At 61.8% G+C, this 13,587-nt stretch carries 10 protein-coding genes; 5 read left to right on the top strand and 5 right to left on the bottom strand.

Translation table 11 applies throughout. The annotated features are described in order from the left end of the window. The first annotated feature begins 43 nt into the window (after window positions 1–43). Window positions 44–343 (top strand): BrnT family toxin, encoded by a 300-nt coding sequence (locus ERD80_RS15690; RefSeq protein ID WP_136547565.1) that lies wholly within the window; start codon window positions 44–46, stop codon window positions 341–343. After that, window positions 324–626 (top strand): BrnA antitoxin family protein, encoded by a 303-nt coding sequence (locus ERD80_RS15685; RefSeq protein ID WP_058775497.1) that lies wholly within the window; start codon window positions 324–326, stop codon window positions 624–626. Before ERD80_RS15690 ends, ERD80_RS15685 begins: the two co-directional genes overlap by 20 nt. Before the next feature lie 5 nt (window positions 627–631). Here ERD80_RS15685 and bcsC read toward each other — a convergent pair whose 3' ends face one another. The 5 genes from bcsC to bcsR are packed head-to-tail and all read right to left on the bottom strand — an operon-like array spanning window position 632 to window position 9,855. Then, a complete protein-coding gene (gene bcsC, locus ERD80_RS15680) occupies window positions 632–4,012 on the bottom strand; it encodes a cellulose synthase complex outer membrane protein BcsC (protein ID WP_136547563.1) in 3,381 nt (1,126 codons plus the stop codon). Next, complete coding sequence (bcsB, locus tag ERD80_RS15675; protein WP_136547561.1) at window positions 4,005–6,308, bottom strand: cellulose biosynthesis cyclic di-GMP-binding regulatory protein BcsB; 2,304 nt, start codon at window positions 6,306–6,308, stop codon at window positions 4,005–4,007. The genes bcsC and bcsB overlap by 8 nt, the downstream gene beginning before the upstream one ends. Before the next feature lie 9 nt (window positions 6,309–6,317). After that, window positions 6,318–8,933 carry a UDP-forming cellulose synthase catalytic subunit gene (bcsA, locus tag ERD80_RS15670; protein WP_136547559.1) on the bottom strand — a complete coding sequence of 872 codons (2,616 nt, stop codon included), beginning with the start codon at window positions 8,931–8,933 and terminating at the stop codon, window positions 6,318–6,320. Next, on the bottom strand, window positions 8,930–9,661 hold the full coding sequence (gene bcsQ / locus ERD80_RS15665; RefSeq protein ID WP_136547558.1) for a cellulose biosynthesis protein BcsQ: 732 nt from the start codon (window positions 9,659–9,661) through the stop codon (window positions 8,930–8,932). The genes bcsA and bcsQ overlap by 4 nt, the downstream gene beginning before the upstream one ends. Continuing rightward, a complete protein-coding gene (gene bcsR, locus ERD80_RS15660; protein ID WP_021507005.1) occupies window positions 9,661–9,855 on the bottom strand; it encodes a cellulose biosynthesis protein BcsR in 195 nt (64 codons plus the stop codon). The genes bcsQ and bcsR overlap by 1 nt, the downstream gene beginning before the upstream one ends. Before the next feature lie 199 nt (window positions 9,856–10,054). Here bcsR and bcsE point away from each other — a divergent pair, with 199 nt between their 5' ends. The 3 genes from bcsE to bcsG are packed head-to-tail and all read left to right on the top strand — an operon-like array spanning window position 10,055 to window position 13,414. Next, on the top strand, window positions 10,055–11,599 hold the full coding sequence (bcsE, locus tag ERD80_RS15655) for a cellulose biosynthesis protein BcsE (protein WP_136547556.1): 1,545 nt from the start codon (window positions 10,055–10,057) through the stop codon (window positions 11,597–11,599). Continuing rightward, entirely contained in the window at window positions 11,596–11,784 is a 189-nt protein-coding gene (gene bcsF / locus ERD80_RS15650) for a cellulose biosynthesis protein BcsF (protein WP_010617915.1), read from the top strand. The genes bcsE and bcsF overlap by 4 nt, the downstream gene beginning before the upstream one ends. Further along, a complete protein-coding gene (gene bcsG / locus ERD80_RS15645; protein ID WP_136547553.1) occupies window positions 11,777–13,414 on the top strand; it encodes a cellulose biosynthesis protein BcsG in 1,638 nt (545 codons plus the stop codon). Before bcsF ends, bcsG begins: the two co-directional genes overlap by 8 nt. Window positions 13,415–13,587: the final 173 nt, after the last annotated feature.

Genomic DNA, 13,587 nt, shown 5'->3' with positions numbered 1-13,587 from the left:
GCAATTTGTCATGCTAAAATGTATAGACAAAAGCGTATGATAAATGCAAACGGAACCGGAGTTTGAGTGGGATACCACCAAGGCGGAAACAAATTTCCGCAAGCATGGTATCCGCTTTGAAGTTGCAGCCCGCGTGTTTGAGGATCCTTTCCACCTGTCGGTACAGGATCGTTATGAAAATGGGGAATATCGCTGGCAAACCATTGGTAATGTCATGGGGCATGTGGTCATTCTGGTGGCCCATACGGTGCGCTTCGAAACAGATGTTGAGCGAATAAGGATTATCAGCGCACGCCATGCAACGCGTAATGAGAGGAGGCGCTATGAGCAAAGTCAGGTTTAAACGCAGTGAATTACCGCCGCTCACCGACAAGCAACAGGCGGAGCTGGATGCTTTGAGCCGGAAACAGGACAGTGACATCCAGTGTGATGATATTGCGCCGTTAGACGACAGTTTCTGGCAGGCAGCCGAACGGGGGCGTTTTTACCGCCCGGTAAAAACCCAGGCTTCGATCAGAATCGATGCGGATATTCTTGAGTGGTTAAAGGCGCCTGGCAAAGGTTACCAGACGCGCCTCAACGCGATCCTGCGGGCTGCGATGCTGAGAGAACTGCAGGGTAAATAGTATGCTTATTTAAAATCCGCATACGGTTCCAGTGGCTGTGGCGGCATATCCATGTCGCCGTTCCAGCCGGCCATGGAATAGCGCACATACAGCAGCCCGTGGCTTGGGGTGTAATCTTTCGCCTGCTGAATGTCCATGGCTAAACCCAGCGACCAGTGCGGCGTGATGCGCCGCTCTACCAGCGCCTGCAGCGTATAACCGAAACCGCGCCCTGAACTGCTGTCCGATGGCGGATTGCTGGCCAGCGTAAAGCCCGGATTCACCGGGTAACGCGCCTGCGCGTCGGTGGTTGACTGTGACCACGACACCGAGCCACCGAGTTCATACGACCAGTTTTCCGTGCGCTGACGCCAGGTCAGCGGTACCGCCAGCGAGAAGTAGCGCTGCGGGCTGTAATAGCCGCCCTGACCAAAGGTGTAGTCGCTCAAATCTTTCTGATAGTGCCACAGCATACTGTTCAGACCGATGGTGGCGCGCTGGTTGTCGCTATTGATCAGCTTGTAGTAATAGCCCGCCATCAGCCGTTCGCGGCTGTTATCCGCCACGTTTTCACCGCTGATCTGATGGGCGCTGAGATCGGCCCACACGCCGTGCGCGCCGCCCCGATCGTAACTCAGGCCGATGCCGCCGCCGGTCGCGACGACGCCGCCCCAGTTTTTGCCGCCGTTGGTGGCCGGATCGCGCGCGCCGGCGTAAGCCAGCAGCGAACTGGAGATTGGGCGACGTGAAGCCGTAAAGGTGACGCCGAGATCGTCGAGGTCGGTTTTCCAGCTTACGCCACCGACCCAGTTGGTCACGGTGAAACCGAGCGGCGTGGTGCCGATATCGGCGGACCAGCGATCGTTGTGCCAGCCGACGCCCAGCGCTGTACCTTCGTCCCGCTGGGTGAAGTCGCGCCGGCAGCCCCCGGCGTTGGCGTCGTTACAGCTGCCGAACAGTTCACTGTGGCTGCCATCCGTGGTGGAAAACGTCCCGGCAGACACCTGTACGTGATCGACGCGCACAAAGCTGCGGCCATCGGCCAGCGGGGTTTCCGCCTGCAGCATGGTGGTATGAGCGGTGAAATCGGAGGTGCCACCGTTGCCTTTGTCGCGCGAGTAGTCTTGTTCCAGCGTCACGGTGGTGTCCTGCTGGCGATACAGGTCAGCGGCGTCGCTGCGAATGCTGCGTTTTAACCAGTCGTCCTGTGCCTGCGTGCGCGTCAGCCGGGTATAGCGGACGTTATCGTCTGGCAGCGCAGGCGTGATGCCACTGGCGACCATCGCCGCGCGGTAATCCTGCTGTGCCAGCGCGGGCTGGCGCTGCTGTCTCTCCAGCCGCGCGGCGTCACGCAGCACCAGCGCTTTTTCCTGTGACGGCGCGACAGCGGCGGCGCGGGTTTTCAGCGCGCTGAACAGCTGCCGCGCTTTGCTGGTATCGCCGCTGTTCTGCCAGGCGAGCGCCACGCGCCGGCCGCTGTTCAGGCTCTGCTGTGCCACGCTTTCCGGCAGGCTGTGCAGCGCTGCACGGGCCTCGGTGGTGCGCTGCAGCGCAAGCAGCGCTTCGATGCGGCCGAGCGCGGCATCGTTGTTGCTGGCGTCCTGTTGCAGCACCTGCTGATAACCGGCCAGCGCTGTTGTGGCATCGCCCCGCTCCAGCGCCCAGTCGGCCAGCGTAATGTCGCGGCGCGACGAGGCCGGCTGCTGTTGCAGCAAGCGGATGGCGGCGGCTTCATCGCCGCGGGCGCGTAATTCTGCGGCGCGCCCGAATGCCTGGTTTTGCGCCAGGCGGTCCGCCAGTTCGCGCATATTGCTGTCCCAGCGAGCGGTGGGTAAACGGTGCAGCGTGGCCAGCGCGGCGGCATCGTCGTCGCCGGATGACTGCCACAGTGCCGCCGCATACAGCGCGGCAGGCTGCTGCGGCTGCTGGCGCACCATCGCGGCCATTACTGCCGCGCCTGCCTGGTTGTCACCACTGCTGCGTAGCGCATTGGCCAGCCGCCAGGCCAGCCAGACATCATCCGGTCGCGCCTGAGCCGCCTCACGGTATTTCGCTACCGCCTGCGGCCATTGCTGCTGCTGCGCCAGCGCGTCTGCGTCGGCCAGCAGGCTCTCAATACGTAAATTGCTCAGGCGCTGCTGCGCCGTGCCGTTACTGCGGTCAAGGCGCAGCGCCTGCTGCCAGTACTGCCGGGCTAACGCGCTGTTTTTACGCGCCTGCGCCACATCACCGAGGCCGATGAGCGCCCAGCTATCATTACTGTCGATGGCCTGCGCGCTGCGGTACTGCCGCTCAGCGCCGGATAAATCCCCCTGCTTCAGCGCCGCGTCGCCGCTGTCGATAGCCAGCCAGTAACGATTGGTCTGTAACAGGGACTGCCACTTGCCGATTTGCGTGCTGGCCTGGCCCGCCTGAGTCGCTTTCTGTAGCCAGCTGATGGCGGCGGCGCGGTGACCGGCACGCGCCTGTGCCTGGCCCATAGCACCGAGCAGTTCGGCGTCGTCCGGATTGGCCTTCAGCGCCGCCTGTAATGCGCCGATTGCCGCCGCGCCGCCGCCAGCTTCGACCAGCGCCAGGCCGCGCATGCGCTGGCGGAAGGCCGGATCGGCCAGCATTTTTTGCTGACGCGCCAGCTCATCCGCTCCGCGCTGTTGCGCATCGCCGCTGGTGAACACCTGCAGATACTGCTGCAGGCTGGCAACGCTGCGCTCGCTCACCGGCTGGTTCTGGATCTGCTGCAGCCACAATTCAGACGCGGCATCGCGGCCGCCGTCGCGGTTGGCCAGCTGACGCAGCTGGGTCACCGCCTGATCCGGCTGATTATTATCAAACGCCATGCGCGCCAGCTGTAGCTCGACGCCGATATTGCCCGGATAACGCTGCTCCAGCGCCTGCAACTGACGCCAGGCGAGCGGCTGCTGGCCTGGCAGGCGCGCCACCAGTCGCCAGTACTCCAGTTCGGTGTTTACATCGGGAAAGACGCCGTGAAACAGCGCATCCCACGCGGTTTTGGCCTCCGGCAGCCGTCCGGCGGTGGCCAGCAGCCGCGCCTGCTGCAGCTGCTGACGTCCTTCGGGGCTCATCAGGCGCAAACCTGCCGCAGATTCGCGCGTGGCGGCGTCATCCGGCGCAGCCTTTTGCAGCGCATCGAACAGCTGCTGCGCTTTGGCCTGATCGCCCTGACGCAGCGCCATACGAATGCGTGCCGCCAGCACCTGCGGGTTATCCGGATCGATTTTTTCCAGCCGGTACAGCGACTGCTGCACCAAATCGTATTTGTTGGTGGATTCGCCGGTACGAATCTGCATCAGCAGCCACGCGACCGGCGCCACCTGCGGACCGGGCGCGGCCGCCACGCTGCCGGCCAGCGCACTGGCGATCAGCAGCGCAAGCGGTAACTTATTCATCGTCATCCAGCTCAGCCAGGCGACGACGGCTCACCATGCGCATCAGGCGCCAGGCCATCAGGGCGAACAGGATCACCACCAGTACGGCACATATCGCCAGCCATACCGGATGGGTGGCCAGCAGATTCCACAACCGCTCCCACCACGGCAGATGCCCGACAAAGTAGGTATCACCCACGCGCACGCTGTTGACGCCGGACTCCCGGACGATGCTGACGGAACCGAACATCGCCGCGCGTTTGCCGCTGTCGCGCAGCGCTGCATTCAGCAAATCCCAGCCGCGCGGGCTGTCAGCCAGTAGCGCGACCACGCTGCGCTGATCGTGAAACGGCGACTGGAAGCCAACCAGGGCGCCGAGCGGACCGCGCGAACTGATGCCGGTCTGGCTTTCGGCAGTGCGCTCGCTGGCTGATAGTGGCACGTTGGGCGCGCTGCCCGGGCGCGATGGCATGTTGAGGGTGCTGCGCGTGCGATCCACCAGCAGATTGATCGCCGTGTCCGCCTGCAGATCCGGCGGAATGCTGCCGATCAGCAGCAGATCGGCATCGTGGTCTTTGGCGTTGCGCCAGTCATCGCTCATCTGCACGCGCAGTGCCGGATAGCCGGTCTGGGCGCCGATCGCCCCCAGCGCGTCAAGCAGCGTACTGACTTCGCCGCTCTCCGGTTTTGCCGGCACCAGCACCAGGGTTTGCGCCAGATCGGCGAAGCGGCTGAACGGGAAGCCAGCGCTGGCAAACGCGCCGAGCGAAGGCATTTCAATGTAGTGACGATAGCCGGAGAAATCGATGCTGGAGCGATCGTCGATCACCGCATGGTGCGCGACGGGGGTGACGGTTTCACAGCGGCCATCGGCAGTGCCGCCGATAAAGGTATTGGCGTAATCAAAATCAAAGCGCAGCTGGTTCACCACACCGAGACGCAGTGCCGGAATGGTCAGCTGACGGCTGTTGTCCTGCAGGCCCTGCATCAGCGGAATGCGCATCAGCTGCTGGCCCGCGCCATCTTTACTGGTCAGCGGATAATCCTGCATGAACTGGTTATTGAGATGCACTGCCAGCCGTGAGCCGTCCTGCTGCACCGGTGAGGTGTAGCGATAGATCAGGTCCATATCAATGCCGCGTGCGCGCACCAGGAACAGATCCGGCGGCAGGTTAAGCGTCAGGCTAATCGGGTTGGGTTGCAGGCTATCAGCCTGCAGCTGGTTCTGATACTGCGTCAGTTCACCAAAGGTGGTGCGGCGATCGGTGCGTACCCAGTTTGGCGCATCGTACGGCTGGCGCGGGGCCAGCAGTTTCACGCTCTCGATGGTGGCGCGCTCGCCGCGCAGCAGCAGTTCACCCTGCGCAATGCCCTCTACTGCAGTGATCAGATCGTTATCGTCGCGGCCGAGAATCAGCAGCATCTTCTGATAGGGATTGTCCGGCTGGCTGACCATTTCCACGGTGGGTTTGTCCACCGGCGGCAGCGTTTGCAGGAAGTCAGGCCGGCGATCGTTGGTGGCGAACACCACCGCATGCTGCCCTTCCGGCAGCTGGTTATACAGCACCGGGAAGGACTGGCCGCGCCACTGCGCCTGGCTACCGAACCACGAGGCCAGCAGGCCTGCCGCACGCTGTTGCTGCACATCCGGCTGGCCGCTGAACACCATCGGCAGCTGCAGCGGCCGGTTGTCGCGCGCGTCAAAGAATGGCTCCGGGAAATGAGAGAGATCGTTTTTCAGCGGCAGCTTCTGCAGCGTCAGGTCCAGTTTGCTCGCTTTACCGATATCCAGCCAGATGGTGCTGTTGGCCGGATTTTCACACACGTTGGCGTAATGGCCGACCAGTTCCAGGCGGATGCGGTTGAAGTCGCTAATGTAGCGCGGGTCGATCGCCAGCTGCGTCTGGTTCTCTTTGCCGAGCTGATCGGCGGTGACGGTGACCAGTCCCACCAGTTCATCGTTGAGATACACCTTGAGCTGCGACTGCGTCGGCAGCAGCGCCGGCGAAGGCCGGTAGTTGAGCGTCAGCAGCGCGCGCGTGACCACTTCGTCGCTGCGCACGCCGAACTCAATCTGGCTGGTGGGGACGGTGCCGCGCAGCGTCATGCTACCCGGCGGCGGTGCCACCTGGGTAAACAGCAGCTGGCTATCGCGCAGCGGGGCGCTGGCATCGAGCGGTTGGTTCACGTCGGACAGCGGCGCAGAGGTTGCCGCAGGCGGTGCAGCAGGAAGCGCCGCCGGAAGTGCCGCCTGCGCCAGAGACGCCGTGCCCAGCAGCAGGGCGGTGAACCAACTCAGTTTTCTCGTCATGGTCATATCATCAGCTTAGGTAAAATCAGTGTTGAGCGTTGCTGGTCGCGGACGGACGTTGTGCGGCAACAGCGTTGCCAGCCAGTGCAGTCCGGCGGTCAGGCCACGGAACAGGCGGCGCAGCGGTGCCGGACCATACTCCGCCAGCCGCAAATAGCCTTTGAAGCCGAGCAGCATAATGTCCGCCAGGCTCTGCACCGGTTTATCCTCCGGAAAACCGTCCTGCCACAGCGCCCAGGTATCGGCGCGCGCGAAGGTGCACTGAATAAATTCGATGTGCTGGCGGGTGGAGAGCTGGTGCAGGCGGATACCCGCGCGGCGGCCAAATACGCGCTGCACCTGGCACGGGAAGCTGAACTCCTGCTGTCCGCGCCGCAGCAGCAGCGAGACGCTTTCGTTCTCGCGCAGTGCATCCGGCTCGCGCAGTTCGACGCCCACGCCGCCGTCAGAGTAGTCGCGCAGCGTGCACGGCAGCATATGACCATCGGCGCGTGCCAGCGCCGCCGGCATGGCGATCTCCACGCGGTGCGCTTCACGGATTTGACGCGCTTCCACCGACACCGCCACCGCGCCGCCGAGAATAATCATGTTGTAAACCACCCACACCAGACTGACCCAGATGGTGAGCAGCTCATTGGCCGGGCCGTGCGCCATGCGCCAGAAGCCCATGCCGATACCGGCAATGTTCAGCAGCACCAGCAGCATATAGGGTTTGGTGATCACCCAGTCGAGATGGCGCTCTTCTACCAGGCCCCCTTTGGCGGTCACGTTGAATTTGCCTTTGTGCGGATTAAACAGCGCGACGGTGGTGGGGCGGGCGATGTACCAGGCGAGCACGGTTTCATACACCTCGCTCCAGAACGAGTGGCGCCAGCGCCCCTGGATGCGCGAGTTGGTCAGGCTGGTATGCACCATGTGCGGCAGCACGTAGATGGCGATGGCCAGCGCTGGCGCATAGATGATGTAGGCATGGCACAGCAGGAACGCCAGCGGCGCCAGCAGAAAGATCAGCCGGGGGATACCGGCAAGAAAGTGCAGCATGGCATTGGCGTAACACAGCCGCTGTACCAGCTTCAGCCCTTTGCCAAACAGCGGATTATCGAGACGGAAGATCTGCACCATACCGCGCGCCCAGCGGATGCGCTGGCCGATATGCGCTGACAGACTTTCGGTCGCCAGCCCGGCGGCCTGTGGAATGCGGATATAGGCTGAGGTGTATCCGCGGCGGTGCAGTCGCAGTGAGGTGTGCGCATCTTCCGTCACCGTCTCCACCGCGATACCGCCAATCTCATCCAGCGCGCTGCGGCGCAGCACTGCGCAGGAGCCGCAGAAAAAGGCGGCATCCCAGGTGTCGTTACCATCCTGCACCAGACCGTAAAACAGCGAGCCTTCATTCGGCGTCTGGCGGAAGCGGCCGAGGTTGCGCTCAAATGGGTCTGGCGAGAAGAAGTGGTGCGGCGTCTGCAGCATGCCCAGCCGGTGATCTTTCAGGAACCAGCCCATGGTGAGCTGCAGGAATGAGCGCGTCGGCACATGGTCGCAGTCAAAAATCGCCACGTATTCGCTGCGGCAGGTGGTTTTCAGCGCATGGTTGATGTTGCCGGCCTTGGCGTGTTCGTGGCTGGGGCGCACCACGTAATTGACGCCCACGCTGGCGGCAAACTCGCGGAACTCCTCGCGCGTGCCGTCATCAAGGATATAGATGTTGAGTTTATCCTGCGGCCAGTCGATGCCCAGCGCAGCATAGATGGTGGGTTTGACCACGCTGAGCGGCTCGTTGTAGGTCGGCACCAGAATATCGACGCTGGGCCAGCTGGCGATCTCCGGCGGCATGGAGACCGGCTGGCGGTTGAGCGGCCACAGCGTCTGGAAATAGCCCAGCACCAGTACTGTCCACGCGTAGGTTTCCGCGCCAATCAGCAGCAGGCCAAACGTCAGGCTGAGCGGATCGTCCCAGTTGAGGGTTTCCGTATAGCGCCACCACAGATAGCGGCAGGAGATGGTGAGCGACAGCACAATCAGCATGATAGTCACCAGCCGGCCCGGCATACGGCGTACCAGCATGGCCAGCGCCCACAGCAGCAGCACAAATACAAACTGCGTAGTAATATCAAACGGCTGCGAGATGCACAGCAGCGCCAGCAGGCTGGCGGCGATCGCCACCACGATGAACAGCAACTGACGCACGCGCCGTGGCAGGCGCTGCAGCCAGCGTTCGCTGCGCTGCGGCACGCCGCTGTGCTCCAGCCGCGCCGGCAGCTGCGCCAGCCATTGATACAGCTGCTGGCGCCAGTGGAACAGCGAGCCAAAGGCGTTAAAACGTTTACGCTCGCTGCGCGCGCTGCCGTCCAGCGGCAGCATGATAAGCAGCCACAGGCTCTGAAGTGCATAGCGCACAATATCGAGCGGACGCGGGCGCAGCGGAGAGATATGCGGGAAGTAGCGCTGACGCTGCTGCAGCACGCGCCGCCACGCCGGCGTTTCCAGCCGCAGCAGCGACCAGGCGAGCACGCACCACAGCAGATGCAGCGCGACCGTTAACCGCCCGGCGCCGTGCTGACGCGCCAGGTGCGCGCGCTGCTGCAATGCCTGCGAGGCCTGCGGCACCAGCAGCCAGCGCAGCGCATTCATGCGCCACCTCCGGCAACATGCAGCAGCAGCCAGTTGGCCAGCGTATTGATCTCTTCACTGGCCAGCGCATGCGGACGCCAGGCGCCCACTGGCTGTTTCATCATCAGCGCTTCTGCCAGCGCTTCATCGCGATGAATCACCTGTGGAATCAGTTTCTTAAGCGAGCGCAGCCACAGCTGATGCAGATCCTGCTGCAGCTGGCTATTGGCGTTGAACTGGTTAATCAGAAACAGCGTCTGCGGCGAAAAGTGCGCGCGGTGCAGGCGCAGCTGGCAGTTGGCATCCAGCGTTAACAGCTGAAGCAGCCGATCGGCGGCCGGAATGAACGCCTGCTGCCACGGCAGCAGATCCGCCGGAAGGTCGAAAATAATCCACTGATAGCGCTGTTTCAGGGCCGGCAAAGCCTTAAGCAGCGGTTGTGCAATTTCCGCTGTCGCTGCGGTTAAGGATAAGGTCTGCTGATGCGTGAGCGTGCCAGACGGCAGGAAATCCAGCCCCGGCTGATAGCGCAGCGCGCTGTGCTGCCACGGCTGGTTATCCAGCTGCGCACGCAGCCAGCCGTGCGGCGTGTCGAGCGGCAGATTAAAGTGGGCCGCCAGTTGGTTGGCTGGCGAAAGGTCGATAAGTAGCACCGACTGCTGCAGCGCGTTTAGCGCCCAGCCCAGCGCGGCACTGAGTGCCGTCGCGCCGCACCCGCCGCGTAGCCCCTGTAAGGCGAGAACCGGCATTAGCGTGGTGACTCCGGTCCCTGCGTGCATTCCTGCAACAACGGCCAGCGCGACAGCAATTGTTGCAGACGCGCTTCACGGGCAATATCAATATAGCGAAACGCCTTCAGTGAAAAGGCGTCACTCAGGGCGTTAATATCATCCTGATCTTCGCTGCCGACAGCGATCAGTGAAAAAGCATTTTCAGTTTTCATTACTTTTTTGCCACCAAAGAAACGACAACGGATAAAGAGGGGTGATATTTTTCTTGTCGCGTATAAAACCGCAGCCAGCGATTTCTGACCCGGCAAAGTTCAAACAGTCTGGCGCGTGCGCAGCTTTTTTTATTTCAGCAGTTCCAATCGTTGCCGTCTATATTAAACTAGCCTGGATTGTACAGATCGCGACGCTAATATGAAAAATCTTTATACGCTTGGCCTGCAGCAGGTACAACAGGAATTAATCGCCCTGCAGTCGCCGGGATTTTACTGGATAACCTGCCAGCGGCCCGAAGACGCACGAACGCTGTTACGTCAGGTGGTTAGCCAGCAAAAGGCGGCCACGCTGGTGAGCGCGGATGAACCCCCGCAGGCGCTGTTAACACCCGATCCGCCCGGCGGTCCGGCGCGTATTCCCTTATTTTCGCTGCCTGCCAATAAAGCCAGCCTGCAACATCTGGCCAGCGATATGGCGCGCGTAATGAATAAACGTAGCGGTCTGGTCATGTTTTATAGTCAGGCGGCGCTGTGGAGCAAATTATCCCCGGATGAACTGACCGTGTGGATAAAAGGCTTGCGCCGGGTTCTGTTAAAAAAACAAATGACGCTGCTAATGATCACCTGCGGAACCGCAATTATTCCCCTGCGAAATCATCTGCAGCGTTATTTTCGTCAGCTTGATGGTGTCGCCCATTTAGAATTTCAGCAGGATAGCTGGCAATATCGAATTAACTGGTGGTACTCCGCCGATAAATTGCTGGCCGACCGCGCTATCCGCCTGAACTGTATTGATAATCAGTTTATTGCGCAGGCTGAAGCTGCCGCGTCACAGCCGCTGAGCCTCAATGATGAAAACCAGTTTCTGGCCCAGCAGGATGTGCTGGAAGGGGCGCCGCCGCTTTCCGCGCAGTGGCAACTGTTCAGCGATAACGAGAGCGTGTATGCGCGCGGGCAGCAGGCTAACGCCGCCACGGTCATCTTTAGCCTGGCCCACAATCAGGATGTGCCGACTCTGGCGAGCATGGTCCATGGTTTGCGGCGATCGCGCGGCAACGCGCTGAAAATCGTGGTGCGGGAACTCGGTACCAGCCTGCGCTACAGTGATGAACGTTTGCTGCTGGCGTGCGGCGTTAACAGCATTGTCCCAACGGCGGCGCCGCTGTCGCGCTTGCTGACCGCGCTGGAAGGCGTGCAGGGCCAGCAGTTTACCCGCCACGTGCCGGCCGATCTGCCGGCGCTGGTGCAGGCGCTACAGCCGCTGCAGCAGAAAGGCTATTTGCCGCTGGAGCGTTTCTGTGCGGCGGTACAGCAGTTGATGAACAATACGCTGCTGCCGGAAAACGACAAAGGGCTGATGGTGGCGCTGCGCCCGGTGCCGCAGCTGTCGCCGCCGCAGGTGCTGACGCTGTGTAAACCACGTCGTTTTGGCGACCTGGTGACGCTGGTTGACGATCGGCTCTATTTATTCCTCTCTTCCTGCCGCTTTAACGACCTGGACATTGCCCTGAAATCGATATTTTCCCTGCCGCACGACGAGCTGTTCAGCAACCGCATGGTGTGGTTTGCCGACAATCAGATTTTGTCGGAGGTGAATAAAGTGCGGCAGCTGACGCCGGTGGCGCAGTTCGAACCGCTCAGGGTACCGGCCGCTGCGCAACCAGCCGCGCCGGCAGCGGCCGCGCCGCGCAGCCCTCAGACGCCGCAGCCAATCATCATAGATCTCGGGGAGCCGCACGTATGACGCTGATGGATGGTGTGCAGGTGGCGATCCTGCTGTTACTGATTTTGCTGTTCCTGAAATCGCTGTGGCGACGCTGGCTGCCGCAGCGCAGCACCAGCCTGCTGATGCGCCTGTTACCTGCCCGCGCCCTCAAATCGGAAGGGCAGTGGCAACGCCAATCGACCAAAACGGATAAACATGGATAACACACCTTCGACGCTGCACGCGGCGCGCTGGCGCGGCCTCGGCGGCTGGAACTTTTACTTTCTGATCAAATTTGGTCTGTTGTGGTACGGCTATCTCAACTTCCATGCACTGAGTAATCTGGTGTTTCTGGCGTGGCTGCTGTTTCCGCTGCCGTCAGCGCGGCTGCATCGTCTGCGCCAGTGGGTTTCGCTGCCGATTGGCTTCGCGCTGTTTTGGCACGATACCTGGCTGCCGGGTCTGAACTCGCTGCTTAGCCAGGGCAGCCAGGTGGCGGGATTCTCGCCGGCCTATCTGCTGGATTTGCTGCAGCGCTTTATTAACTGGGAGATGATCGGCGCGGCCTTTGTGCTGCTGGTGATTTACCTGTTCGTGGCGCAGTGGATTCGCGTCACCGTGCTGGTGTCGCTGGCGCTGATCTGGCTGAACGTGCTGACGCTCGCCGGCCCGGCGGTCAGCCTGCTGCCCAGCAAAGCCGCCGCACCGCCGGTGGCGCTGAACGACAAACCGGCCGCCAGCCCGGCCGCGGCGGGACTCGATCAAAGCGCGCCGCCCACCAGCGCCAACCTCACCGCGTGGCTGAATCGCTTTTACGACAGCGAACGCCAGCGCGTCACGCATTTCCCGGATGCGCTGCCCGCCGATTCGCAGCCGTTCGATATTCTGGTGATCAACATCTGTTCGCTGGCGTGGTCGGACATTGATGTGGCGCAGCTGCGTGACCATCCGCTGTGGAAGCACTTTGATATCGTGCTGAACAACTATAACTCCGCCACCGGCTACAGCGGCCCGGCCGGTATTCGCCTGCTGCGCGCCAGCTGCGGCCAGACCTCACACAGTAACCTGTATAAAGCCACCGACCAGCGCTGCTATCTGTTTGATAATCTGGCGAAGCTGGGCTTTAAGCAGCAGCTGATGATGGATCATACCGGTGTGTTCGGTAACTACCTGAAAGAGCTGCGCGAGGATGGCAACATGCAGGCGCCGCTGATGTCGCAGGCCGGGATTGCGCCGGAGCTGACGTCTTTTGATGGTTCGCCGGTGTACAACGATGGGCAGCTGATGCAGCGCTGGCTTGATGACCGCAGCAAAAGCAGCGATGCGCGCAGCGCCACCTTCTACAACCTGATTCCGCTGCACGACGGTACGCGCGAGCTGGGCAGCACTCGCACCGCCGAGTGGCAGCCGCGCGCACGGGTACTGTTCGACCAGCTCGATACCTTCCTGACCAATCTGGAGAAGTCGGGACGCCGGGTGATGGTGCTGGTGGTGCCGGAGCACGGTGCGGCACTGCAGGGGGATAAAATGCAGATGTCCGGGCTGCGCGACATTCCGAGCCCGGGCATCACCCACGTGCCGGTTGGCATCAAATTCGTCGGCATGAAAGCCCCGCATCAGGGCCAGCCGCTGACCATTGATACGCCGCTCAGCCTGCTGGCCATCTCGGAACTGGTGTCGCGGGTGGTGGACGGTCAGGTCTTCAACGCACCGAACGTCAACATGTCGGTGCTGGCGGATAACCTGCCGCAGACGCCGGTGGTGTCGGAAAATGATAACGCCGTCGTGATGATGTATCAGGGCAAACCGTGGATTCGCCTTAACGGCGGCGACTGGGTAGCCTATCCGCAGTAAAACCTGAGCGGCAAACGGTGCGGGCTGGCGCGCACCGTTTTGTCTCTGCGCCGCTAATGGCTGACAAAATGCTGAAACAGCGCGCAAAGCGGGGCAGTTGCGTGATTTTCGCCTTTATCCCGGCGCAAAAAAATGCTGACCTGGGATATACTTGCTGCGCATTCCGGCAACTG

The sequence above is a fragment of the Pantoea sp. R102 genome, from assembly GCF_004916815.1.
In the GTDB taxonomy this organism is placed as follows: domain Bacteria; phylum Pseudomonadota; class Gammaproteobacteria; order Enterobacterales; family Enterobacteriaceae; genus Pantoea; species Pantoea dispersa.
The sequence above is the reverse complement of the archived record's forward strand: the minus strand, read 5'-3'. Positions and strand labels throughout refer to the sequence as shown.